The 24,722-nt window shown below is 26.7% G+C and carries 23 protein-coding genes; 15 read left to right on the top strand and 8 right to left on the bottom strand.

Going from position 1 to position 24,722, the window contains the following annotated elements; all coding sequences use genetic code 11:
• The first annotated feature begins 74 nt into the window (after positions 1–74).
• The 5 genes from rlmB (at position 75) to AMYT_RS00515 (ending at position 5,502) form a co-directional block, all read left to right on the top strand.
• Entirely contained in the window at positions 75–764 is a 690-nt protein-coding gene (rlmB, locus tag AMYT_RS00535) for a 23S rRNA (guanosine(2251)-2'-O)-methyltransferase RlmB (protein WP_114840628.1), read from the top strand.
• Between the two features lie 3 nt (positions 765–767).
• On the top strand, positions 768–1,586 hold the full coding sequence (locus AMYT_RS00530) for a hypothetical protein (RefSeq protein ID WP_114840627.1): 819 nt from the start codon (positions 768–770) through the stop codon (positions 1,584–1,586).
• Positions 1,587–1,590: 4 nt separating this feature from the next.
• Positions 1,591–2,799 carry an LL-diaminopimelate aminotransferase gene (locus AMYT_RS00525; RefSeq protein ID WP_114840626.1) on the top strand — a complete coding sequence of 403 codons (1,209 nt, stop codon included), beginning with the start codon at positions 1,591–1,593 and terminating at the stop codon, positions 2,797–2,799.
• An 8-nt stretch (positions 2,800–2,807) separates the two neighbouring features.
• Positions 2,808–4,070, top strand: coding sequence for a homoserine dehydrogenase (locus tag AMYT_RS00520; protein WP_114840625.1), 1,263 nt, complete (start codon positions 2,808–2,810; stop codon positions 4,068–4,070).
• A 76-nt stretch (positions 4,071–4,146) separates the two neighbouring features.
• A complete protein-coding gene (locus AMYT_RS00515) occupies positions 4,147–5,502 on the top strand; it encodes an MATE family efflux transporter (RefSeq protein WP_228197873.1) in 1,356 nt (451 codons plus the stop codon).
• Between the two features lie 32 nt (positions 5,503–5,534).
• Here the strand turns inward: AMYT_RS00515 and AMYT_RS00510 are convergent, their stop codons facing one another.
• Both AMYT_RS00510 and AMYT_RS00505 read right to left on the bottom strand, forming a co-directional pair.
• A complete protein-coding gene (locus AMYT_RS00510) occupies positions 5,535–5,846 on the bottom strand; it encodes an HvfA family oxazolone/thioamide-modified RiPP metallophore (protein WP_114840624.1) in 312 nt (103 codons plus the stop codon).
• A gap of 44 nt (positions 5,847–5,890) precedes the next feature.
• Positions 5,891–6,472 carry a YceI family protein gene (locus AMYT_RS00505; protein ID WP_114840623.1) on the bottom strand — a complete coding sequence of 194 codons (582 nt, stop codon included), beginning with the start codon at positions 6,470–6,472 and terminating at the stop codon, positions 5,891–5,893.
• A gap of 137 nt (positions 6,473–6,609) precedes the next feature.
• Between AMYT_RS00505 and AMYT_RS00500 the strand changes: the two genes are divergently transcribed.
• From AMYT_RS00500 to AMYT_RS00490, 3 genes are all read left to right on the top strand, one after another.
• Positions 6,610–6,930 carry a DUF4377 domain-containing protein gene (locus AMYT_RS00500; protein WP_114840622.1) on the top strand — a complete coding sequence of 107 codons (321 nt, stop codon included), beginning with the start codon at positions 6,610–6,612 and terminating at the stop codon, positions 6,928–6,930.
• Positions 6,931–6,999: 69 nt separating this feature from the next.
• On the top strand, positions 7,000–7,659 hold the full coding sequence (locus AMYT_RS00495; protein WP_114840621.1) for a response regulator transcription factor: 660 nt from the start codon (positions 7,000–7,002) through the stop codon (positions 7,657–7,659).
• A complete protein-coding gene (locus AMYT_RS00490) occupies positions 7,634–8,794 on the top strand; it encodes a sensor histidine kinase (RefSeq protein WP_114840620.1) in 1,161 nt (386 codons plus the stop codon). The genes AMYT_RS00495 and AMYT_RS00490 overlap by 26 nt, the downstream gene beginning before the upstream one ends.
• Here the strand turns inward: AMYT_RS00490 and AMYT_RS00485 are convergent.
• Positions 8,784–9,443, bottom strand: coding sequence for a response regulator transcription factor (locus AMYT_RS00485; protein WP_114840619.1), 660 nt, complete (start codon positions 9,441–9,443; stop codon positions 8,784–8,786). The genes AMYT_RS00490 and AMYT_RS00485 overlap by 11 nt on opposite strands.
• 223 nt (positions 9,444–9,666) lie before the next feature.
• Here AMYT_RS00485 and AMYT_RS00480 point away from each other — a divergent pair, with 223 nt between their 5' ends.
• From AMYT_RS00480 to AMYT_RS00450, 7 genes are all read left to right on the top strand, one after another.
• Complete coding sequence (locus AMYT_RS00480) at positions 9,667–10,740, top strand: sensor histidine kinase (RefSeq protein ID WP_114840618.1); 1,074 nt, start codon at positions 9,667–9,669, stop codon at positions 10,738–10,740.
• A gap of 68 nt (positions 10,741–10,808) precedes the next feature.
• A complete protein-coding gene (locus tag AMYT_RS00475) occupies positions 10,809–11,189 on the top strand; it encodes a FixH family protein (RefSeq protein ID WP_114840617.1) in 381 nt (126 codons plus the stop codon).
• On the top strand, positions 11,189–12,379 hold the full coding sequence (locus AMYT_RS00470; RefSeq protein ID WP_114840616.1) for a TolC family protein: 1,191 nt from the start codon (positions 11,189–11,191) through the stop codon (positions 12,377–12,379). Before AMYT_RS00475 ends, AMYT_RS00470 begins: the two co-directional genes overlap by 1 nt.
• A complete protein-coding gene (locus tag AMYT_RS00465; RefSeq protein ID WP_114840615.1) occupies positions 12,376–13,377 on the top strand; it encodes an efflux RND transporter periplasmic adaptor subunit in 1,002 nt (333 codons plus the stop codon). Before AMYT_RS00470 ends, AMYT_RS00465 begins: the two co-directional genes overlap by 4 nt.
• A gap of 9 nt (positions 13,378–13,386) precedes the next feature.
• The gene (locus AMYT_RS00460) at positions 13,387–16,503 is read left to right on the top strand and encodes an efflux RND transporter permease subunit (protein WP_114840614.1); all 3,117 of its coding nucleotides are present in this window, start codon (positions 13,387–13,389) and stop codon (positions 16,501–16,503) included.
• A 78-nt stretch (positions 16,504–16,581) separates the two neighbouring features.
• Positions 16,582–17,277 carry a hypothetical protein gene (locus AMYT_RS00455; protein ID WP_114840613.1) on the top strand — a complete coding sequence of 232 codons (696 nt, stop codon included), beginning with the start codon at positions 16,582–16,584 and terminating at the stop codon, positions 17,275–17,277.
• Positions 17,278–17,350: 73 nt separating this feature from the next.
• On the top strand, positions 17,351–17,578 hold the full coding sequence (locus AMYT_RS00450; protein ID WP_114840612.1) for a hypothetical protein: 228 nt from the start codon (positions 17,351–17,353) through the stop codon (positions 17,576–17,578).
• 18 nt (positions 17,579–17,596) lie between these two features.
• Here the strand turns inward: AMYT_RS00450 and AMYT_RS00445 are convergent, their stop codons facing one another.
• The 5 genes from AMYT_RS00445 to AMYT_RS00425 all read right to left on the bottom strand — a co-directional run bounded on the left by AMYT_RS00445 (position 17,597) and on the right by AMYT_RS00425 (position 24,571).
• Positions 17,597–18,304 (bottom strand): ABC transporter permease, encoded by a 708-nt coding sequence (locus AMYT_RS00445; protein WP_114840611.1) that lies wholly within the window; start codon positions 18,302–18,304, stop codon positions 17,597–17,599.
• 1 nt (position 18,305) lies between these two features.
• Positions 18,306–19,196, bottom strand: coding sequence for an NAD(P)H-dependent glycerol-3-phosphate dehydrogenase (locus AMYT_RS00440; protein ID WP_114840610.1), 891 nt, complete (start codon positions 19,194–19,196; stop codon positions 18,306–18,308).
• 171 nt (positions 19,197–19,367) lie between these two features.
• Positions 19,368–20,792 carry an Asp-tRNA(Asn)/Glu-tRNA(Gln) amidotransferase subunit GatB gene (gatB, locus tag AMYT_RS00435; RefSeq protein WP_114840609.1) on the bottom strand — a complete coding sequence of 475 codons (1,425 nt, stop codon included), beginning with the start codon at positions 20,790–20,792 and terminating at the stop codon, positions 19,368–19,370.
• Positions 20,793–20,802: 10 nt separating this feature from the next.
• Positions 20,803–21,624: a peptidylprolyl isomerase gene (locus tag AMYT_RS00430; protein ID WP_114840608.1), complete on the bottom strand. Its 822-nt coding sequence runs from the start codon at positions 21,622–21,624 to the stop codon at positions 20,803–20,805.
• Positions 21,625–21,733: 109 nt separating this feature from the next.
• Complete coding sequence (locus AMYT_RS00425; protein ID WP_114840607.1) at positions 21,734–24,571, bottom strand: FAD-binding and (Fe-S)-binding domain-containing protein; 2,838 nt, start codon at positions 24,569–24,571, stop codon at positions 21,734–21,736.
• Between the last annotated feature and the right edge of the window lie 151 nt (positions 24,572–24,722).

Below are 24,722 nucleotides of genomic sequence, written 5' to 3'. Positions count from 1 at the left end.
ATCTACAACTTTCTTAAATTATTGTAATAAATTCTAAAGAGGTTTATCAAGAATTTTTAGATAGAATCTTGCCTATGATAATATATGGAAAACAAATTGTACTTTATGTACTAGAAAAACATCCTCACTTAATTGAAGAGGTTCTATTTTCAAAAGAAATAGATAAAAAAATTTTCTCAAAATTTTTAAAACTTGGTAAGAAGATAATCAAACTTGATAATAAAAAAGCACAAAGCTTAGCTCAGGGTGGAAATCATCAAGGATTTTTCTTAAAATTAAAAGAGTTTGAATATGCTCCTATCAAAGATATTAAAGATATGAATTTTATTTTAGTTCTTGATGGTGTTACTGATGTGGGTAATATTGGTGCTATTGCAAGGTCTGCTTATTCCCTTGGAGTGGATGCAATAGTTGCTTCAAATGTTAAGACATTAAATAACTCTGGTGTTATTAGGACAAGTGCAGGAGCTATGCTTGATATTCCTTTTGGGCTATACCCAAATAGTTTAGATTTAGCAAATGAACTAAAACAAGCAGGTTTTGCTTTAATTGGTGCAACTATGGATGGCACTGATTTAAAAAAATATGGAAAAATTGATAGCACAGATAAAGTAGCCCTATTTTTAGGAAGTGAAGGAGAAGGTCTTTCAAAAAAAGTTATAAAAAAACTTGATTTGAAAGTTTCAATTGCTATGCAACATGAATTTGATTCATTAAATGTTTCAGTTGCAGCAGGGATTTTAATATATAATTTAAAAAGATAGGCCATGATAAAAAAAATACTTTTCTTGACTATATTAGCAATTACTTTAAAAGCAAGTTTATTAGATGATAAAATTTCTAATTTAATCGGTTCTTATGATTATATAAAGCATAAAAACCTAATAAACTATATTTTTAAAAATCAAGAAGAGTATTATATTGGTCAAAATATTGACTATATTAAAGTGATAAAAAAACTTCAAGAAAATGGCTTATTAAACTTAAGCTTATCTCAACCTAAAGAGATATTTATCAAATTTAATACAAACCACGATCCAATTAAATCATTAAAAATTTTAAAAGATACTCTTAAGTCTTTAGGGTTTTACTACTATTTCACTAAAAATCTAGTATATGATACAGAAAATTTAAACTGGGAGATTAAAGTAAAAACTGAGGCCGCCATTGACCCTCTCATATTGGCTACTGAACTTTTTAAACAAAACTGTAGAGTTGCTGATATAAAAAGAGAGGGGGATGATAAATGGGAATATAGTATTGATACTACATTCTCTTCATTAAATAATTCATTAGCAATGACAGCTAATGAAAAAAAATATCTAAGAAAACCTTTGAAACCATATCTAATAAAATTAGATGAAGAAATAAGTAAATTTACAATAGTTTCAAAAGTATTAAATAACTGGTTTCCAAAAGTAGTTTTCTATGATAAACATCTAAATATTTTAAAAATTGTAAAAGAAGATAAGGTGTATAAAAAGTTAGTACTAGAAGTACCACTTAATACAAAATATATCAAAATTGATGATTTATACACGTTAATAAATATAAAACGTGGTTTGAGTATTATAACTAAGGAGTAAAAAAGTGTTTCCAGAAATAGAATTTGAAAGAATGAAGAGACTTCCAAACTATGTGTTTGCAGAAGTTAATAACATCAAAATGGAAGCAAGAAGAAGGGGAGAAGATATTATAGACTTTTCAATGGGAAATCCAGATGGTCCTGCTCCTCAACATATTATTGATAAATTAAAAGAGACTGCAGATAAACCAAAAAATCACGGTTATAGTGCAAGTGCTGGTATTTATAAATTAAGAGTTGCTATATGTAATTGGTACAAAAGAAAGTTTGGAGTTGATTACTTAGACCCAAATAAACATGCTTGTGCAACAATGGGAAGTAAAGAAGGTTATGTTCATTTAGTACAAGCAATTGTAAATGTAGGAGATGTTGCTGTTGTTCCAGATCCAACTTATCCAATTCATTCATATGCTTTTATGCTAAGTGGAGCAGCTATTCATAAATTTGAATTAACTTTTGATGATGAATATAAAGTTGATGAAGATTTATTTTTTGAAAGATTACAAAAAACAGTTGATGAGTCTATTCCAAAAGTTAAATATGTGGTTGTAAACTTCCCACATAACCCAACTTGTGCAACAGTAAAACCTGAGTTTTACCAAAGATTAGTAGATATGGCAAAAAAAGAAAGATTTTATATTATCTCTGATATTGCATATGCTGATTTAACTTTTGATGGATATAAAACTCCTTCAATTTTCCAAGCAAAAGGTGCACTTGATGTTGCAGTTGAAAGCTTTACTCTATCAAAATCATACAATATGGCAGGATGGAGAGTTGGATTTATTGTTGGAAATGAAAAACTTGTTGGAGCATTAAAAAGAATTAAATCTTGGCTTGACTATGGTATGTTTACACCAATTCAAGTTGCAGCAACTGTTGCTTTAGATGGTCCACAAGAGTGTGTTCAAGATCATATTGATAAATACCATAAAAGAAGAGATATTTTAATTGAGACTTTTAAAGAAGCAGGTTGGGATATGAATGTACCAAATGCCTCTATGTTTATTTGGGCAAAAATTCCTGAAAAAGCTAAACATCTTGGAAGTATGGAGTTTTCTAAACAACTTCTAACTGAAGCAAAAGTTGCTGTAAGTCCAGGTATTGGATTTGGTAACTATGGGGATGGGTATGTAAGAATTGCCTTAATTGAAAATGAAAAAAGAATTAGACAAGCAGCAAAGAATATAAAAAAATATTTAAAAACTTTATAGGATAAAAAATGTTAAATATAGCAATTATTGGTGTAGGAACTGTAGGTTCTAGTGTAGCAAATATATTAAAAGACAATAAAGAAATTATTACTGCAAGAGCTGGACGAGAGTTAATACCAACAATTGGAGTTGTTAATAACCTAAATAAAAAAAGAGATGTTTCTATTGAATTAACTGACGATATAAATAAAGTTTTAGATGATGATTCAATAGATATCGTTGTAGAGTTAATGGGTGGAGTGGATAAAGCGTATGAAGTAGTAAAAAAAGCTTTAGAAAAAGGTAAAGCAGTTGTTACAGCAAATAAAGCTTTATTAGCTTACCATAGATATGAATTACAAGAGTTTGCACAAGATATTCCTTTTGAGTATGAAGCAGCAGTAGCAGGAGGAATTCCTATTATTAATGCTCTAAGAGAAGGACTTACAGCAAATAATATAATATCAATAAAAGGTATTATGAATGGAACTTGTAATTATATGCTTACAAAAATGATAAATGAAGGTGTTGAATATAATCAAATTTTAAAAGAAGCACAAGATTTAGGATATGCAGAAGCTGATCCTACTTTTGATGTGGGTGGATTTGATGCAGCACATAAACTTCTTATTTTAGGTTCTATTGCTTATGGAATTGATGCTAAACCTGAGGAAATTTTAATAGAAGGAATTCAAAATATCACTAGTTTTGATATTGAATTTGCAAAAGAGTTTAACTACTCAATTAAACTATTAGGAATTGCTAAAAGAGTAGGAGATGAAATCGAACTTAGAGTTCATCCTGCTTTTGTTCCAAATGACCAAATGATTGCTAAAGTTGATGGTGTTATGAATGGTATCTCTGTAATTGGAGATAAAGTTGGAGAAACGATGTATTATGGACCTGGTGCTGGTGGAGATGCAACTGCAAGTGCTGTTATTGCAAATATTGTGGATATTGCAAGAAGAGGGAAAGGTTCTCCAATGCTTGGATATGAAAAAAGTTTTAATAAAAATTTAAAACTTTTACCAAAAGATGCAATTAAAACAAAATACTATTTAAGATTAGAAGTAAATGATAAAGCTGGCGTATTAGCAAAAATTGCTACAATCTTAGGTGATTGTGGAATTTCTATTGAAAAAATGCTACAAAAACCACTAAAAAATGAAAAATCTAATCTTCTTTTAGCAACACATACTTGTGTTGAAAAAGATATTATAAATGCAATTACAGAGTTAGAAAACTCAAAAGTAGTAACACAAAAACCTGCTATGATTAGAATAGAAGCATAATTGCTTCTATTTTAAATCAAACTTTATATCTTTTTATACTATTCTAATAAATTAAATAAATACTTTTGGATAAATTTTGAAAAATACTCAAGAACTAACAACAAAAGAAATACCAACTTTAATAAAACAACTTGCCATACCAGCAAGCACAGGAATGTTTTTTAATACCATGTACAACGTTGTTGATACTTTTTATGCGGGGCTTATTTCAACACAAGCAGTTGCAGCACTCTCTCTTAGTTTTATGCTATTTTTTATGATTGTGGCTTTAGGATATGGATTTTCATCTGCAATTACAGCTTTAATAGGAAATGCTTTAGGCAAAAATAAACATCTTCTAGCTTCTATTTATGCCCATAAAGGAATACTTTTTATTCCTTTAATTGGACTTTTATTAATGCTTGTAGGATTTCTAACTTCTAAAGAGGTTTTTTTATTACTAGGAGCAAAACAGAACTATTTGCAAATTTGTTTAGATTATATGTATGTTTTACTTGCGGGAATTCCTTTTTTTATGGCAAATTTCTCTTTAAATGCAATATTAGTTGCAAAAGGAGATACAAAAACCTATAGAAACACCCTTATTTTTGGTTTCTTTGCAAATTTAGTTTTAAATCCATTATTTATATATGGTTTCTTATTTATTCCTTCTATGGGTATTTCTGGAATTGCCTTTGCAACTGTTTTAATACAAATTATTAATATGTTATATATTTTTAAAAAAGTTCTTAATACAAAAATTGTTCACTTTGAAAAACCCTATTATTTTTTACCTCAAAAGAAAATATATAAAGACTTTTTAATACAAGGGTTCCCTTCTAGTTTAAATATGCTAACAATGGGAATAGGATCACTTATTCTTACATATTTTGTTGCCACATATGGATATAAAGCCGTTGCAGGATATGGAATAGGATTTAGAGTAGAACAAATTATGCTTTTACCAGCTTTAGGATTAAGTACGGCTGTATTAACTTTAGTTTCAAATAATTATGGAGCGAAGAAGTATGACAGGGTAATAGAAACTATTTATACAGCACTTAAATATGGATTTTTTCTTTGTAGTTTTGGAATAGTTTTTTTATATACTTTTGGAAAACTTATTGTTTCACAATTTGATAAAGATACAGAAGTAATAGCTTATGCAACAGGCTATCTAGCAATAGAAGTTTGGATATTTTTCGCTTTTTTAACTCTATTTGTTTGTGTTTCAACACTACAAGGAATAAAAAAACCAAAGATGATATTTTATATAGGGCTATATAGACAAATAGTTGCTAAATATTTAGTAGGTTTTATTATAGTTATTTACTTAAACTTAGAGATACAATACCTGTGGATAGGTATTTTAATAATGATTTATAGTGCTGCTATATTTGCATTTTTTTATACAAGAAAAGTTTTAAAACAATTACATATTAAAGTCGTTTAACCTCTCTTTAAAAGAGAGGCTAAAACTAAAAATTAGTTACTTCCACACTTACCAGCACCACAAGAACCAGTAACTTTTTTATCTTGTTTCATCTCTTTTTTCATGTCGTGTTTCATCTCTTTTTTCATATCTCCACCACATTTACCAGTTCCACAAGAACCTTTCATCTCTTTTTTCATATCTCCACCACATTTACCAGCTCCACAAGAACCTTTCATCTCTTTTTTCATATCCCCACCGCATTTACCAGCTCCACAAGAACCTGCGTTTGCTGCTACTGCTGCTGTTGTAGCTAAAGCTGCACCTAAAAATAAAGTAGCTAATTTTAGTTTTAATGTTTTCATTTGTTTCCTTTTTTTGATTTAAAAAAATTATATTATATTTAAGATTAAAGCTCTACAGCTTCAACTTCAACTATTATTTTTACTTTTTCATCTACTGCAACCCCACCAAGTTCCAGTGCTTTATTCCATTTTAATCCATAATCCATTCTATTGATTTTACCCTCTAGTGTAAAACCAACTCTATTATTTCCATTGAAGTCTTTAATTGTACCACCAATTTCTACATCCAATGTTACTTCTTTTGTAACACCTCTAATTGTTAAATCTCCTATCATTTTACCTTCATCATCATCTTCTTTTATATAAGATTTCATTACAAAAGTCATCTCTGGATATTTTGAAGATAAAAAGAAGTCTTCACTTTTTAAATGGTTATCTCTTTTTTCTATACCTGTATCAACTGAAGCAGTTTTAATATTTGCACTTAAGGCTTTAAATTCTTTAGTTTTATAATCAAAATCAATTTTCCCACCAAAGTCTTTAAATTCACCTTTTACATTTGCAATCATCAAATGCTTAACTGAAAATCCCACATGTGTATGAGAATTATCAATTGCATGGGGAGTTGCATTTAGTAATCCTGCGGTAAATACTAGACTAGCTACTACTTTTTTTAAAGTAATCATTATTTCTCCTTTTAAGTGTAATTTTTACTATTTATGAATTTTAATAAACTTTCGTGTACTCTTTGTGTAGAAATATTATTTATTATTATGTTATACTAATCTTAAATTTTTAAATTAATTTACAAATAGGCAATAATATGAAAACTCTAATTTTATCTTTTTTAACAATACTATTTTTTGTAGGATGTGTATCTTCTTATAATACTTCTACTTTATATATAGCTCCCTATAAAGCTAAGTGCGTTGGTGTAGCTCCAATGAAATGCTTAAAAGTTAAAAAACAAAAAGATGATAAATGGCAATTATTTTATAGTAATATAAAAGGTTTTAAGTTTGAAGAAGGAAACCAATATATTATAAAAGTAAAAAAAGAAAAAAGAGAAAATGTTCCAGCTGATGCCTCTTCAATTATTTATAATTTAGTTGAAATAATCGAAAAAAAACCGATAAATAATTAATCTTTGTGGATTTTTTGTGTAGAAATTTTTTTTATAAATATGATATACTTGCCTTTTTTAGGATAAATTATGAATATACTATTATTAGAAGATGACCTTATTTTAAATGAAATAATCACTGAATATTTAGAATCAAAAGATTATACTGTAACCTCAACATATGATGGGGAAGATGCCTTAATAAATCTTTTTTCAAATATTTATGATTTATTACTTTTAGATGTAAATGTTCCAAATATAAATGGATTTGAGATTTTACAAAGATTAAGACAAGAAGGTATTACTACTCCTTCTATTTTTATAACTTCTTTAAATCAAATAGATGATTTAAAAAAAGGGTTTGAAATTGGATGCAATGATTATATAAAAAAACCTTTTGAATTAGAAGAACTTGGACTTAGAATTGATAATATAAAAAAACTATTTAATATAGATACAAATATAATTAAAATTGATGAAAATATTGAATTTAATACTCAAGACTTAATTTTAAAAAATGATGGAATTATTCATCATCTACCACAAAAAGAGGCTAAGATACTTGCATATTTAGTAAATCATCCAAATAAAATCATCAGCCATGAAGAGCTTATCTCTAATATTTGGACATATGAAGAGACTCCTAGTTCTTCCACACTAAGAACCTATATAAAAAATCTTAGAAAAATCTTAGCAGATGAATATATACAGACAAAAAAAGGAGTTGGTTATAGTTTTAACAAGAAGTGAGAAATCAGCATTAGTTAGATTTCTAGGGTTATATCTTGGCTCTTCATTTATTTTACTTACTATTATTGCATGGCTATTTTATAAAGTTGAATCAAATTTATATTATGATTTAATTACTTCAAATATGAAAAATGTTGCAGCAAAAATCTCTTCAACTATAATCTATGCTCAAATGACTAATCAAAAAATTAGTCCTGAAAAAATTAGAGAAAATATTGAATTTGATTTTGCTTTATATGACCATAGCTATAAAAAACTTGTAGGAAATATTCCTGAAAAAATTGATTTTTCAAAAAAAATAAAACAATATGATAATAGTTTTATTTTAATTGATGACTCTGCACTTGGTCACTTGGGAGTTAATTATGTGGTTATTAAAGAAAATATTTTTTATAAAAAAATATATCAACTAAAAGAGAAAATACTTATTTCTTTTTTACTAATTTTTGCTTTTTTATTTATTACAGGATTTTATCTTGCAAAAATGTTTATAAAACCTATTACAAATGAAAGATTAAAGCTAAATAACTTTATAAAAGATACTACTCATGAGTTAAATACTCCTATTACTGCTATTTTAATGTGTACAAGTAATGGTTCATCATTAAGTGAAAAAAATATTCAAAGAATTAATCTAAGTGCAAAAAGAATTTCTGAAATATATAAAGATTTAATCTATTTATTTTTAGAAGAAAAGAAAAAAGAAACTCCTTCAAATCTTAGAATTGATTTGATTTTAAATGAACAAATAGAGTATTTTAAAACTTTAGCTTCTAAAAAAAGAGTTGAAATAAAAACAGATATTAAACAAACTACTTTTTTTATTGATAAAGAGAGTTTTATTCGATTATGCAATAATTTAATTTCCAATGCTATTAAATACAATAAAATTGGAGGAGAAATAGACATAATTTTAAAAGATAATAAAATGATTGTAAAAGATACAGGTATTGGGATAAATAAACAAAATCTAAAAGATATTTTTAAAAGATTTTATAGAGCCAACAATGTACAAGGTGGCTTTGGTATAGGTTTAAATATTGTATATACTATTTGCAATGAATATGATATAAAAGTAGATGTGGACTCAAAAGAAAAAGAGGGAACAACTTTTATATTAACTTTTAAAGAGTAATTTTATACCCCACTGCTTTTAAATTTAATATTTTATCTTTTCCTAAAATCTTTCGAAGATTTTTTATATAGGTTCTTATGGTTGTAGCTGTGGGAGCCTCATCATAAAGCCAATTGTTTAAAGATATTTCTTCTATTGAAACAGCTCTGTTTTTATTTTTTATTAAATACTCAAAAACTTTTGCTTCAGTTTTTGAAAGGTGAGTTTCCTGTTTTTCTACAGTTATATATTTTGTGTCATAATTATAAGAAATTTCATTATTTAATTTTACTTGACCACTATTATCAATCTGTCTTAATCTTTTTATATTATTAATTCTTAGTTTTAATTCACTTAAATGAAATGGCTTTTTAATATAATCATCAGCACCTGATTCAAAACCTTCTTGAATATCTTTTGAAGTATGTAAAGAAGTTATATAAATTGTAGGAATATCAATTTTATTGTCTTTTAAGCTTTTTAATAAATCAAAGCCATTTATAGAAGGAACATTTACATCTAAAATAAGCAAATCAAAATGATCTTCATAGATAGTTTCTAAGGCTTCTTGCCCATCATGAGTTGAGACTACTTCATAATCTAACTCTTCTAAAAACTCTTCAATAATTTCATTTAATAAAGTATCATCTTCAAGTAAAAGAACTCTCATTTTACCTCTTTTTTTTATGCTTATTTAGTATATCATTTTTAAATTATATATTATTTGATATGGAGTTTATGTGGAAATTTTATTTCTTATAAGATTTAATTTTAATATGTTATACTTTTTCATTAATTTTAAGTAAGGATTCTTTATTATAGATTTAACCAATAGTGAAAAAAGAACTTTTATAAGATTTTTTGGTCTTTATTTAGGGGGTTCTTTTATTTTAATGATACTTATTGCCCTACTTTACTATGAAAATGAAAAAAAATTATATTTTGATTATACAAAAACAAAAGTTCAAAATTTTGCTTCATTAATCTCTTCCAAAATAATTTTAACTCATATGAATGCAGAAAAAAAAGATACAAAAGGTATGCTATTTGAAGATAAATATAGCTTCTCCTTATATAATCAAAAAAAAGAAAAAATCTATGGAAATATAAATGAAGAAATAGATTTTTCTAAGAAACTTATAGAAAAAGATACTTATTTTATTTTGCTAGATAATTCCACTTATAACCATCTAGGAGTAGCATATATTGCCATAAAAGACAACTCTTTTTATTTGGCTATGAAAGATTTAAAAAGAAATATCATTTTACTTTTTTTAGTAATTTATTTTATTATTTCCCTAATAGGTTTTTTTCTTGCAAAACTTTTTTTAAAACCAATAAAAGATGAAAGAGAAAAATTAAATACTTTTATAAAAGATACAACCCATGAATTAAATACTCCAATTAGTGCTATTTTAATGTCTGCTGAAAATGAAGACCTTACTAAAAAACAAATCCAAAGAATTAAACTTGCAGCTTTAAAAATCTCTGAGATTTACAAAGATTTAACTTATGTATTTTTAGAAGAGAATACTCAAAAAACAAATATTGTAAAATTAAATTTAGAAAAAATCATAAATGAACAACTAAAATACTTTGAAGCCTTAGCAGAAAAAAAATCAATTCAAATAACTTATGAATTAGAAGAAACTTTTTATGAAATAGAGGAAAATGACTTTATTAGATTATTTAATAATATCTTATCAAATGCTATAAAATATAATAAAAAAAGAGGTACTATTCATATAAGTTTAAAAGACTTTACTCTTAATATACAAGATAATGGCATAGGTATATCACAAGAAAAAATAAAAGATATTTTTAATAGATATTATAGAGCAACCACTCAAAGTGGTGGATTTGGTATTGGGCTTAATATTGTTCAAAATATTTGCTTTAAATATAATATAAAAGTTAATGTAGAATCACAACTAAATAAAGGAACTACCTTTTCTTTTAACTTTTAAATATTTTTTTCCACACTTCTTCCTCATAAAATTAATAGACTTCATAAAATCAAAAAAGGAGTCTTTACATGAAATTTGTAAAACTATTTTCTATTTTAGCTTTAGTATTCACATTTTTAAATGCTGAAATTGTTTCTCAATCGGGTAATAAAGATGGAATTGATGTTAAATTAACATCTGAAAAATCACTTGTTGTTGGAGATAATATTTTCTTTATAGAATTGGCAAAAGATGGGCAAGCTATTACAAATGCAAAAGTTAAAGCAAAATTTTATATGCCAGAGATGCCAGGGATGCCATATATGGAGTTTGAAGAAAATGCAAAATTAGTTAATGGAAAATATAAAATGTTAATTAACTTTTCTATGGGTGGAACTTGGCAATATCAAATCAAATTTAAAGAAGAAAATGGCAAAGTTCATAAATTAAGAGGAAGTGTGAACTTATAATGAAAAAGTATCTCATTGTAATCTCATTTTTAATATTAAATTTAAGTGCGAACTCTCTTGAAAGTTTAGTAACTAATGCTTTAGATAAAAATAATGAACTTAAAAGTATTGAAAAATCAATACTGATTGCAAATGAGAATATAACTCTTGCAACTAAGCTTTCAAATCCTATTTTATCTTTAGGAATCAATGATATTCATACAAATGAAAACTATGATAAAAGAGATTTAGAAGCAATGCAAGCACAGTTTATAGGAATAACACAAGCTATTCCTATAACAAATAAACTTGAAATAAATAAATCAATACAAATTACTAATAAAAATATCTTAGCTTTATCTTTAGAGGATAAAAAACTACTTTTAAAAGCAAAAATCTATGAACTTGCATATAATATTGCTATTTTAGAAGAGAAAAAAAGACTTATATTAGAACAAAAAAGAAATATAGGAAAATTAGAAAAATTACAAAATTATTTATATCAAACTTCTAAAACAGATGTAAAAACACTATTTGATACAAAATTAATAAATAAAAACTTTGATATTACATTAAATAATTTACAAACAAATATAACAACTTTAAAATTAAATCTTGAAGAAATAGCCTATACAAAAATTGATAATTTAAATATAAATCTTGATGTTTTTAAAGCTTCTTTAGAAAATAATATTGAAAAACATCCTAAAGTTCAAGCATTTAATGAACAATTAAAGGCTTTTAAACAACAAGAAGCTTATGAAAAAGCTTTAAAAACTTCAGATATAAACTTTAATATAACTTATTTTAATAGAACTGAGTTTCAAGACTATGTAAATGTTTCTGTTGCTATTCCTTTAAGTATTTATAATAGAGAAAATATAAATGTAAAAAAAGCTCAATATAGTTATTTAAAAGCAAAAAATGATCTAGAAAGTTTAAGAAGAAACTTTACTACAACACAACAAATTTTACAAAATGAATTAAATACAAGCTATGAAAACTATCAATTACTTTCAAAAGAGATGTTAGCTTTACAAAATAGTATTGATAAAAGTTTAAAAATCGATAATAAATTTAAAAATAATAGTACACAAATAATACAAAATCTTAATAAAACACTTAAACTACAAATTGATGCCTTAGATGAAAAAAGTAAATTTTTTACAACTTTAGCAAAATCAAAATATTATGAAGGAAATATACAATGAGATTTTTTTTAACATTCTTATTAGTTAGCTTTACATTAGTAAATGCCCAGATTATTGAAGCCCAACAACTTTTTAATAAAAAAATTACACAAGTAAAAAAAGAAGATATTTCTATTACAAAAGAGTTTTATGCAAATAGCATAATTATCGAAGATAAAGTTGTAGATATAGTTACTAGATTTGATGGGTATATTACAAAATTAAATGCCAATAGGTTATATATGGATGTAAAAAAAAATCAACCTTTATTTTCTATTTATTCAGATGAGATTTATAATATTTCTCAAGAACTAAAAATCACTAAGAATTTAGATAAAACTTTATATAAAAGTAGTCTTGATAAATTAAAAGTTTTAGCAGTAAATAATAAAGATATAGAAAAAATCAAAAATCTAAAAAAAGATTTTGAAGAGGTTACTTTTTATTCTCCAATAGATGGAATAATTTTACAAAAAAATATAAACTTTAAATCTTTTGCTAAAAAGGGAAATCTTCTTTTACAACTTGCAAATATAGATAAACTTTGGGTAATTGCAAAGATTTATGAAGCTGATTTAAAAGAGATTAAAACAGGACAAAAAGTAAAAGTATATTTTGATGGGATAACTTCTCCTATTGAATCAAAAATTGATTTTATTTACCCAAATGTGGATGAGAAAAGTAAAACAGTAGATATTAGAATTGTAGTAGAGAATAAAGATAAAAAAATCTATCCAAATATGTTTGCTAAAGTAAAAGTAGAAATTGTAAATGGTTCAATGCTAACGCTACCAAAAACAGCCGTTTTAAATAAAGCAAATAAATACTATGTATTTCAAAGTATTTCAAAAAGTGAGTTTGAGCCAATAGAAGTTGAAGTAAGAAGAATCTCTTCAAATAAATATCAAATTCTTGAAGGGTTAGAAGAAAACCAAAAAGTAATAGACAATGCTTTATTCTTACTTGATAGTGATGCTGTAACAAATGGTCTTTATGATGAAGACAATGATAACTGGTAGGATAAAAAAATGGTTGAAAATATAATCTCATATAGTATAAAAAATAAATTTTTAATTCTTTTTTCAATTATTATTTTAACTGTTGGTTCTTTTTGGGCAGTTAAAAATACAAGTTTAGATGCCTTACCTGATTTATCTCCCCCACAAGTAATTGTGCAAGTTAAATGGGCAGGACAAAGTCCAAAAACTATTGAAGAACAAGTTTCATATCCTTTAATCTCAAACTTAATGAGTTTACCAAATATTGAAACAGTAAGGGCTATGAGTTCTTTTGCAAATGCTTTAATTTATATTATTTTTAAAGATGGAACAGACCTTTATGATTCAAGAAATAGAATTTTAGAACAACTTTCACAACTACAAAATGAGTTTCCAAAAGATGCAAAAATCTCTATTGGTCCTGATGCAACAGGGGTTGGTTGGGCATATGAGTATGCATTAAAATCAGATACAAAAAGTTTAGATGAATTAAGAACTCTACAAGATTATTATTATAAATTTGCACTTTTAGGAGTTGATGGTGTTAGTGAGATAGCTTCTATTGGTGGATTTATTAGAAATTATGAAATTACTTTAAACCAAAATAAAATGGTTCAATATAATGTAAGTATTGAAGAGATAAAAAAAGCTTTAGAAAAAAGTAATAATGATAAAGGTGGAAGAATTATTTTAGAAAATGGTTATGAGCACCTAATCACTGCAAGAGGTTACTTACAAAGCGTAAAAGATATTGAAGATATTACTATTAAAACTGAAAATAATATTCCACTAAAAATAAAAGATATTGCAAATGTAAATGTAACTTCAGCATCAAGAAGAGGTATGGCTGATTTAAATGGTCAAGGGGAAACTGTTGGAGGAATTGTAGTAGTTAGATATGATGAAAATCCATATAAAGTAATAAAAGCTGTAAAAGAGAAACTAAAAACTTTAAAGGTTCAAGGAGTTGAAATAGTTGAAACTTATGATAGAACTTCATTAATAGATAAGGCTATTGATACTTTAAAATCTACTTTAATAGAAGAATCAATTATTGTTATGGTGGTTACTGCTTTATTTTTATTTCATGCAAGGTCAGCACTAATTATAATTCTTACTCTTCCAATTACTGTACTTTTAACTTTTTTACTAATGAAAGCTTTTGGTTTAGGTTCAAATATTATGAGTTTAGGAGGAATTGCTATTGCAATTGGAGCTATGGTTGATGCAACTATTGTAATGGTTGAAAATGCCCATAAACACCTTCAAGGCAAAGAAGATATTTCAAATAAACAAAGAGTAGAAATTATTATCAAATCTGCAAAGCAAGTTGGTCGTCCTATCTTTTTTGCTCTTATTTTAGTTGTGGTATCATTTTTACCTATATTTGCCCTAACAGGTCAAGAAGGAAGACTTTTTACACCTCTTGCTTTTACTAAAACTTTTGCAATGATAAGTGGTGCTATTTTATCTATTACTATCGTTCCTATTTTAATGATATTTTTTATTAAAGGTAAAATTATAAGTGAAGATAAAAATATTTTAAATAAATTCTTTATAAAACTATATTCTCCTCTTTTAAAACTATCTTTAAATTTTAGATATTTAATAATAGCTATTTTTATAGGAACAATTATTTTAGCAATTCCCGTTTATAAAAAACAAAACTGGGAATTTATGCCTATGATGAATGAACAAACTTTTATGTATATGCCTGTAACTCCTTATGGATTAGGGGTTGATTTATCAAAAGAATTAACTCAAAAAACAGATAAAATTTTAAAATCATTTCCTGAAGTACAAACTGTATTTGGAAAAGCTGGACGAGCAGATAGTGCAACTGACCCTGCACCTCTTGCTATGATTGAAACTATTGTTACTTTAAAAAGTGAAGATCAATGGCGAGAAGGGATGACATATAAAAAACTTATGCAAGAAATGGATGAAAAACTAAGAGTTGCTGGGCTTATAAACTCTTGGACTTATCCAATTAGAGGAAGAATAGATATGCTTTTAACAGGTATTAGAACTCCTCTTGGTATAAAACTATATGGAAATGATCATGAAACACTAGAAGCTTTAGCCCTTAAAATTGAACAAAAACTAAAAAAGTATGATAAAACATTGGCTGTTTCTTCTGATAAAATAAACTCAGGATATTATTTAAATATTGATGTAAAAGATGAAATGTTATCAAGATACTCAATTACAAAAGATGATATTTTAAATACTATTGCTTTGGGTGTATCAGGAGCAGAGGTTTCAACTTTTTATAAAGGATTAGAAAGATACCCTATTAGTTTAAGATATGAAACAACACAAAGAGAAAATATCTTAGCTTTAGAAAATCTTCAAATAAAAACAAAACTAGGATTTCAACCTTTAAAACTATTTGCAGATTTAAAATATGAAGAAGGTCCTTCTGTTATAAAATCAGAGAAAGCTTTAAATGTAAACTTTATATATATTACACCAAAAAGTGAAGTAAGTGCTAAAGAGTATAAAGATAATGCAAAAGCTGCCTTAGAAGAGATTCAACTTCCTGCTGGTTACTATTTTGAGTGGGCAGGACAAAGTGAATATTTAGAATCAGCTATGCAAAGATTAGCATATATTATTCCTCTTACTTTGATGATTATTTTTATTTTAATCTATTTTGCTCTAAAAAATGTAACATATACTTTTATTATTTTCTTTACACTACCTTTTGCTTTAACAGGTGGAATATTTTATTTAGAGTATTTAAATTTTAATATTTCTATTGCTGTTATTGTAGGTTTTTTAGCTTTACTTGGTGTAGCAGCAGAAACTTCAATAGTAATGCTTGTATATTTACATGAAGCAATGTTTGAATTAAAACAAAAAGGTTTAGAGTTTACAAAAGAGCATATTTATCATGCTGTTTTTAAAGGGGCAGTTTTAAGACTTAGACCAAAACTTATGACTTTATTTGCAATTTTAGGAGGACTAATACCTATTATGTATATAAATGGTGTAGGAAGTGAAGTTATGCAAAGAATTGCTGCACCTATGATTGGAGGGATGATTTCTTCTGCATTTTTAACACTTATTATTATTCCTTCTATCTTTTATATTTTGGCCTTAAAGAAAAAAGAAAAGATTCTTGAAGTTTCTATTTCTCATTAGCTAAAGCCTTAAAGCTTTAGCTAAATTATATTATAATTATTTAATACAGTTTATTTATAATACTTCAAAGGAGATATAATGGAAGTCTTCAAACAATACACAGAATATGTAAATATTGTTAAAAATTTAAAAGAACCTGGTGATTTATATAAAGGAACAAAAGAAGAAAATCAGGCCTTTGAAGATATTTATACAAAAGCAAATAATCAAGAAGTAAAGGTTTCAACAGCAAAAGAGTTTATCAAGACTTTATCCTCTTTTGAATTAGATATATTAAAAAAATTTGCAAACTTAAGCAATGAAATAAATCCAGATAAACTTAGTAGTGAAGGGGCATACAATTTACTTATGCATCATTATGAAAAGTTTGATTTTAATAATGATGGATTAATTGAAGTTGGAGAAAATAAAGTTGTTCCACATATTCCTAGAAAATTATCAAATATAGAAAAACAAGCCTTAGTAGATACTTTTAACAGCTTAGCTTTTAAAGATATTATGCTTGCTTCAATGACTATAATTTCAACGCAAGAGATTGTTCCAACTTCAATAGGATTGCAATATTATGAAATAGAACCCTCATCTGAAACTATTAAAAATAGAGTAACTACTTTTACAAACTATTTAGACAATCAAATTACTGACTTTGTTACCCTATCACAAAATGAAGAAGATGAAAAAGTTCTACATATGTATAAAAGAATCTTTGAAACTTTTTTTCATTCTTATAATAAAAGAGTAGATGAACTAAAAAAAGAAGATAAAAACTTATAATTTTATTTTTTCCATATTTCTTCCATATAAAACCACTACAATTACTTCAATAAAAAACAAAAAAGGATAAAAAATGAAAAAGATTTTTCTTTCAATTTTAGGACTAGGTATTTTAGCAACTACTATTTTCGCAGCACAAATGAATCATAATAATATGCAAGCAGGAATGATGGAAGGTATGACTAAAGAGGAGTGTATGAAAATGCATAAAGAGATGATGAAAAGTTCATCTTCAATTAAAAAAACAAATTATGATAAACTTTTAGAAGATTTAAATACTCAAAGTATCACAGAAGGATAAAGATAGCACTTGCTATCTTTATTTTTTAGAATAAAGCTTAAACTTTTCAAGAAAATTATAATATATAATAACAGCCAATCCCCCACTAGAAATAGACATAATCATAATTAAAATTTGGTATCTTACTGCAATTAAAGGATCTACTCCTGATAATATTTGTCCTGTCATCATTCCAGGTAAAGCTACTAACCCCACAGCAAGCAAAGTATTAATTTGAGGAATCATACAAGCTTTAAAACTTATTTTTCTTGCTTCTTCAAAACTTTCATTTCTACTTATTTCTTTTTCAAATCTTTCAATTGATAAAGAAATAATATTCATAATATTTGCAAATACCATTCCTGCAAGAGGTATGGCATACCTTGGTTCATAAAAACTTTCTAAATCTAAAACAACTTCTAAGATTAAAAAAAGATGAATAAAACTTGAAATAAAGCTTGCAAAAAATATTAAAGAGTAGTTTTTTAAACTCTTATTAGTAGTTACTCTTAAAACAATCATTGTTGCAATAACTAACATAAAAGTTAAAATAAAAAGTCCTAAAAAAATATTTTTAGTATTAAAAATAAAAATAAGTAAGTATCCTATTAAAAGTAGTTGTAAAACCATACGAACTGTTGCATAAACTATCTCTTTTTTATCTTGTGTATATTTAAAATAAAAATATACTACAATAGCTAAAGGTAGTAGCATATATGCAAGATTATAAAAAGAGATAGTTTGCATTTTAACTTCTTAATAGGTCTTTTAAACTATCTATTGGATTTTTACCTTGTAAAATTGAAAATACTTCATTTGCAATTGGAGTATAAATTTGATGTTCTTGACTTAAAGAGTTTATAGCATATGAAGTTTTAACTCCTTCAGCCACTTCTCCTAACTCTTCTAAAATCTCTTCTAGAGTTCTATTTTTTGCAAGTCCAAGCCCTACTCTAAAGTTTCTACTTAATTCACTACTTGCAGTTAAAAATAAGTCTCCTGCCCCACTTAAACCAATAAATGTTTCCATTTTTGCACCAAAGTGGCTACCAAATCTTTGCATTTCTACAAGACCTCTTGAGATTAAAGAAGCTCTTGCATTATTACCTAAATTTAAACCTTCACAAATTCCACTTGCAATGGCTAAAACATTTTTATAAGCTCCACAAATTTCTGCACCAATTACATCATCACTATAATAAGTCTTAATAAAATTTGGGAAAAACTTTTCATATTCATCAAATAAAGACTTATTTAAACTATTTATAACTAAAGCACAAGGCAGACCTTGTATAACTTCTGCTGCAAAAGAAGGACCTGAAATAAATCCTAAATTTTCCCTTGGAATAAACTCTTCATATATCTCATTTAAAAACTTCCCACTTGAAGCCTCTATTCCTTTTGAAGCAACTAATACTTTTTGATTTTTAAAACTAAAATTTTCTTTTAGCCACTGTCTTATTTGCTGTGCTGGTATAGCAATTACTAAATACTCACACTGCATAGCAGTATTTAAATCCACAAAATTTTTTATATCTCTTTTTGTTCTTGAAGTGATAAGACACTCTTGTTTTTGGCTTAAAGCATAATGAAGTGCTTGTCCCCATTTACCTGCACCAATAACTGCAATATTTGCCATTAAAAACCTTTTTTAAAATAAAACTTATCTTATCATATTATCAAAATCTTGCTTTTATACAATTTTTAAAAATAGATATTTTATATAGTTGTATATCTTTTTATCGTAAGTTAGGAGAATAAAGGATTTAATTAGAAGTAAGTTTAAAACAAAGTAGAAAATCTACTTTGCTTATGATAATCGTTGTTTTAATAATTCATTTACTTTTGCAGGGTTTGCACTACCTTTTGATTCTTTCATAGTTTGACCTACAAAGAAACCAAATAGTTTATCTTTCCCACTTTTATACTCTGCAACTTTATCTTCATTAGAAGCTAGTATTCTATCAATAATCTCTAAAATTGCACTATCATCAGAAACTTGTTTTAATCCAAGTTTTTCAATAACAGTATCAACTTCTTCATTATTTTCCATTAAGTAGTCTAATACATCTTTTGCAGCTTTTCCAGAGATTGTTCCATCTTCAATTTTTTTTACAACTGTTGCTAAAGTTTTAGAACAAACTGGTGAATTTTCAATAGTAACACCCTCTTTTAATCTCCCTTGTAATTCAACAGTTAGCCAAGTTACTGCATTTTTAGCGCTAATTTCTTCTTTCATCATCTCATCAAAGAAGTGTGCCATTTCAAGTGAACTTGTAATAACAGAAGCATCATACTCTTTTAATCCATACTCTTTTACAAATCTCTCTTTTTTCTCATCTGGAAGTTCAGGGATTTTTGAATACTCTTTAATCATCTCATCAGTGATAATTAATGGTAATAAATCTGGGTCTGGGAAATATCTATAATCAGCAGCATCTTCTTTACCTCTCATAGATCTAGTTTCTCCTGTATTTACATCAAAAAGTCTAGTTTCTTGAACTACTTCTCTTTCGTAAACACCATCTTCCCATGCTTCAATTTGTCTTTGAACTTCATATTTTATTGCTTTTTCAATAAATTTAAAAGAGTTCATATTTTTAATTTCACATCTTGTATATAACTTATCATCACCTTTTGGTCTAATTGATACATTAACATCACATCTAAAAGACCCCTCTTGCATATTAGCATCACTAATTCCTAGGTATCTTACAATAGAGTGAAGCTTTTTAAGATATAAAATAGCTTCATCAGCACTTCTCATATCTGGTTCAGAAACTATTTCAAGTAAAGGAGTCCCTGCTCTATTTAAATCCACATGAGATACATCTCCTGCATGGATATTTTTCCCTGCATCATTCTCTAAGTGTGCTCTTGTAACTCCAATTTTTTTTGATGTTCCATCTTCAAAATCTATTACTAATTCGCCAAGACCAACAACAGGTACTTCAAATTGAGAAATTTGATAACCACTTGGTAAATCTGGATAGAAATAGTTCTTTCTATTAAAAACTGATTTTTGATTAATTTGTGCTTTTAAAGCAGTTCCTAACATAATAGCTTTATGAACAGCTTCTTTATTTAATACAGGAAGCGCACCAGGTAATCCTAAACAAGTTGGACAAACATTTGTATTTGGGTCTTCTCCAAAACTTGTTGCACAAGAACAAAATAATTTACTTTTTGTATTTAACTGAGCGTGAACTTCTAATCCTATAATTACTTCAAACATCTATTTCCTTTTATCTTACAACTTTAATATCAGCAGTTAATTTGATTTTTTCAAAATATTCTCTTAAAAAATCTGCTTCTCTTTTTTGCATTATTACACTAAAAATTTTATTTTTAACCTCATCAAATGCAATTGTTTCTACTCCTTTTTTTTCTTTAACCAATAAAGTTACATACTTGCTATTTGCAGCAAATATTGGAGTAAACTGATTTATATTAGTATCATTTAAAAGATACCTTAATTGTGAATTTAATTGATTTTGTTCTAATACGATTGTAGATTGTTCTACATCTTTAGTAGCCATTGGATTATTCATTACAGAAACTAATGCACCTCTATCTTTAGATGCATATTGTACTACTTCTATCTCTTTTGCAGTAGAGAATTGATTTTGATTATTTTCATAATAGATTTTTAAATCTTCTTCATTTGCAATTGCTAAATTTCCCCTTACAAGAGTAGAAATAAGTTTTTCTCTTTCAATTCTTCTTTTTGTTTCTTCTTCATATGCTTCATAATCTTTATATTTTTGTTTTACAACTGATTTAAAAGTATATAAATCCATACCATTTTGAGCAGCAACTTTTTCTAAATAATTATTTATATCAAAAATATCAACTTTAATATTTTTTTCTTCAATTAATTGTTTATATAAAACTTCATCAATTAAAGAACTAACTGCCTCTTTTTTATTCATATTGCCTTGAACCATTCTTTTATCAATATCATATAAAGTAATTGGTTCATTATTTACAATTAACGCAACAGCATCAATAATTGCTGCAAAACTTAATGTAGATGATAATAAAAGTGTACCTAATAGCTTTTTCATAATCTAATCCCTTTTTGTAAAAGTGATATTTTACCAAAAAAATAGTAAATATCAGTTTTATAAAAAAAGATTTAGGTTATTTAATAAAGAATAGTGTAAACACTATTCTTTATTTTGCTTTTGAACAACTATTAATTAAATAGAAAATTGAGTTGTAATCAAGTCCTGAATATTCACTAAGACCTATTTCACAAGTTTTAGAAGTTGAGAAGGCATATTTTGCATTTTTTATCCCACTTTTTAAGTTTCTTAATGCACTTTGATTTAATTCTGGGAAATTAAATCCTCTATCACCTGCAAATCCACAGCAAGTTACATCATTTGGAACTATTACTTCAGCTGAGCATAATTTTGCTAGTTTTATAAACTTTTCATGTAAGCCCATTTTTCTTGAAGAACAAGTTGTGTGTATTGTAATTGGCTCATTAATTGTTTTTATTTCCAAATTAGGTATTAAATGCTCTAAAGCAAACTCTATTGGTTCAAAAAGTTTTAATTTAAATTCAAAGCTTTCTATCATCTTTTTAGTACAAGGACTTGTATCACAAAGAATAGGGAATTCTCCATTATTACTAGCTTTAATTAAAGCCTCTTCTAATTCATGTGATTTTATTTTTGCTTGTTTATCATATCCTTTTGAAGAAAAAGGCATACCACAACATAAACTATCTATTTTTTTAGGAAAAATTATCTCAAAACCTGCTTTATGTAATAACTCAACAGTAGTATCAAATAACTGTTTTTCTTCTTTACTCGCACTACTTAATCCCATAGTTCTATTTATACATGAAGGGAAATATACCACTTTTAAATCACTTGCTTTTTGCTCGATTTTTAAATCAATACTAATTGCTTTTGGTAAATGTTCGCTCCATTTTGCTATCTTATTTCCTGATATTTTTCTAACAGTTGAAGTAAGACCTTTCATAGCATTTGTACCTATTAAAGAGTGTGTTAAATTTGCCACACCTAAACCTAGTTTCATACCACTTAAAGTTGTAGAAAAATTATTTGTAATTAAATTTGCTATTTTTTCTTGTGTTGGAGTAATCTTTTCATGTCTTAAATATTTTGTTAAACTTCCTGTATCAATACCAACAGGACAGGCAGTTGAACATAAGCTACATGTGGCACAAGTTTCTATTCCATCATAAGTATATAACTCTTTTAACTCTTTAGCTTTTTCAAAATTATGTTCTTGGTCTTCTAATCTTGAAATTTCTCTATTTATTACAATTCTTTGCCTTGGAGTTAAAGTTAATACATTTGAAGGACAAACAGGCTCACAAAAACCACATTCGATACATTTATCAACTAACTCATTTGTAGCTGGTAGCGGTTTTAAGTTTTTAATATGTGCTTCTTTATCTTCATTTATAATAACACCTGGATTTAAAATGCCCTTAGGGTCAAATAAAGTTTTGATTTTTTTCATCATTTCATAGGCTTTGGCACCCCACTCTAACTCAACAAAGGCTGCCATATTTCTACCTGTTCCATGTTCTGCTTTTAAACTTCCCTCATACTCAACAGCAACAAGTTGTGTTACATCATACATAAACTCATCATATCTTTTTATCTCTTCTTGTGTAGAGAAATCTTGTGTAAATACAAAGTGTAAGTTTCCTTCTAAAGCATGTCCAAAAATTAAAGCTTCTGTATAGTTATGCTTTTTAAATAATGCCTGAAGCTTTAAAGTTCCTTCTGCCATATATTCAATAGGAAAAGCAATATCTTCAATAATAACAGTTGTTCCTATTCTTCTAACTGCTCCAACAGCTGGGAAAAGCCCTTTTCTTATCTTCCAATATTTAGTATATTCTTCTATATCTTTTGTAAAATAAAGCTCTTTTGCTAAAGAAAACTCTTTTAAATTATCTTCAATTTGTTTAATTTGAATATCTAATTCTTTAGGAGTTTTTGCTCTTGTTTCAATTAAAAGTGCAGTAACATTTTCATCAAACTCTTTAATATATGAAGGCATTGTTTCATCATTTTCAATACTTGCAAGTCCTGCTCTATCCATAAGTTCAACTGCATCTACAACTATTTTTTTATCTTCTTTTGCAAGTTTTAATTTTGTAACAGCTTTACAGGCTTCATTTACATCAGTAAAATATACTAAAGCACTAGCTTTATCTTTATAATCTTCAACTGTATAATAAGTTACTTCTTTTATAAAACCTAGTGTTCCTTCACTTCCAATTATTAAGTGTTGTAAAATCTCAAATTCATCTTCAAAATCAATTAAGGCATTTAAACTATACCCTGTTGTATTTTTCATCTTAAATTTTTTTCTAATTTTTGCACTTAATTGCTCATCTTCTTTTACACTTTGTGCATACATTTTTAAGTTAGATAAGAACTCTTTATGCGTTTTTCTAAATGCATTTTTACTTACTTCATTTGAAGTATCAAGTTCTGTTCCATCACTAAAAATTAACTTCATCGATTTTAAGGTTTTATATGAGTTTTGAGAAACTCCACAACACATCCCGGAAGCATTATTTGCAGCAATTCCACCAATCATAGCAGCATTGATACTTGCTGGGTCTGGACCTATTTTTTTCCCATAAGTAGCTAAAATATTATTTGCTTGTGCTCCTGTTAAAGAAGGTGCTAATGAGATATAACTTTTATCTTCTGCAACTTTAAAATCTGTCCAATTTCTAGAAGTAACAACTAAAATTGAATCACTTATTGCTTGTCCTGATAAAGAAGTTCCAGCAGCTCTAAAAGTAACACTTAAATTCATTGAGCTAGCTAACTGTAAAATATCTTTAACTTGAATACTATTTTCAGCTCTAATAACTATCTTAGGAATTAATCTATAAAAAGAAGCATCTGTTCCATAGGCTAAAGTATGTAACTCATCTGTAAATATTATATTTTCTGGTATTTTTTTAATTATTTGATTATAAAATTCTTTATATTCATTGCTTAACATTGATAATCCTTATATTTTTTTATTTTTTAAATGTTGAAAAAATATAAACTTATCACTCAAGCCTTGGTACTGTGTAGATTCTTTGTTGGGGGTCATCAATAAAAAATGACATTCTATCACACTGTTTAAAAACAATATTTGAAACTAGCTT

It is taken from the genome of Malaciobacter mytili LMG 24559 (assembly GCF_003346775.1).
Classification (GTDB): domain Bacteria; phylum Campylobacterota; class Campylobacteria; order Campylobacterales; family Arcobacteraceae; genus Malaciobacter; species Malaciobacter mytili.
Note: the sequence above shows the minus strand (reverse complement) of the source record. Positions and strands in the feature narration are given on the sequence as shown.

What these genes read in the sequence shown, in the direction of transcription:
- AMYT_RS00465 (WP_114840615.1), top strand. Translation starts at nt 12,376, where the DNA reads ATGAGATTTTTTTTAACATTCTTATTAGTTAGCTTTACATTAGTAAAT.
- AMYT_RS00475 (WP_114840617.1), top strand. Translation starts at nt 10,809, where the DNA reads ATGAAATTTGTAAAACTATTTTCTATTTTAGCTTTAGTATTCACATTT.
- AMYT_RS00500 (WP_114840622.1), top strand. Translation starts at nt 6,610, where the DNA reads ATGAAAACTCTAATTTTATCTTTTTTAACAATACTATTTTTTGTAGGA.
- gatB (WP_114840609.1), bottom strand. Translation starts at nt 20,792, where the DNA reads ATGTTTGAAGTAATTATAGGATTAGAAGTTCACGCTCAGTTAAATACA.
- AMYT_RS00495 (WP_114840621.1), top strand. Translation starts at nt 7,000, where the DNA reads ATGAATATACTATTATTAGAAGATGACCTTATTTTAAATGAAATAATC.
- AMYT_RS00450 (WP_114840612.1), top strand. Translation starts at nt 17,351, where the DNA reads ATGAAAAAGATTTTTCTTTCAATTTTAGGACTAGGTATTTTAGCAACT.
- AMYT_RS00480 (WP_114840618.1), top strand. Translation starts at nt 9,667, where the DNA reads ATGATACTTATTGCCCTACTTTACTATGAAAATGAAAAAAAATTATAT.
- AMYT_RS00520 (WP_114840625.1), top strand. Translation starts at nt 2,808, where the DNA reads ATGTTAAATATAGCAATTATTGGTGTAGGAACTGTAGGTTCTAGTGTA.
- rlmB (WP_114840628.1), top strand. Translation starts at nt 75, where the DNA reads ATGATAATATATGGAAAACAAATTGTACTTTATGTACTAGAAAAACAT.
- AMYT_RS00470 (WP_114840616.1), top strand. Translation starts at nt 11,189, where the DNA reads ATGAAAAAGTATCTCATTGTAATCTCATTTTTAATATTAAATTTAAGT.
- AMYT_RS00505 (WP_114840623.1), bottom strand. Translation starts at nt 6,472, where the DNA reads ATGATTACTTTAAAAAAAGTAGTAGCTAGTCTAGTATTTACCGCAGGA.
- AMYT_RS00440 (WP_114840610.1), bottom strand. Translation starts at nt 19,196, where the DNA reads ATGGCAAATATTGCAGTTATTGGTGCAGGTAAATGGGGACAAGCACTT.
- AMYT_RS00425 (WP_114840607.1), bottom strand. Translation starts at nt 24,571, where the DNA reads ATGTTAAGCAATGAATATAAAGAATTTTATAATCAAATAATTAAAAAA.
- AMYT_RS00530 (WP_114840627.1), top strand. Translation starts at nt 768, where the DNA reads ATGATAAAAAAAATACTTTTCTTGACTATATTAGCAATTACTTTAAAA.
- AMYT_RS00430 (WP_114840608.1), bottom strand. Translation starts at nt 21,624, where the DNA reads ATGAAAAAGCTATTAGGTACACTTTTATTATCATCTACATTAAGTTTT.
- AMYT_RS00445 (WP_114840611.1), bottom strand. Translation starts at nt 18,304, where the DNA reads ATGCAAACTATCTCTTTTTATAATCTTGCATATATGCTACTACCTTTA.
- AMYT_RS00510 (WP_114840624.1), bottom strand. Translation starts at nt 5,846, where the DNA reads ATGAAAACATTAAAACTAAAATTAGCTACTTTATTTTTAGGTGCAGCT.
- AMYT_RS00455 (WP_114840613.1), top strand. Translation starts at nt 16,582, where the DNA reads ATGGAAGTCTTCAAACAATACACAGAATATGTAAATATTGTTAAAAAT.
- AMYT_RS00485 (WP_114840619.1), bottom strand. Translation starts at nt 9,443, where the DNA reads ATGAGAGTTCTTTTACTTGAAGATGATACTTTATTAAATGAAATTATT.
- AMYT_RS00460 (WP_114840614.1), top strand. Translation starts at nt 13,387, where the DNA reads ATGGTTGAAAATATAATCTCATATAGTATAAAAAATAAATTTTTAATT.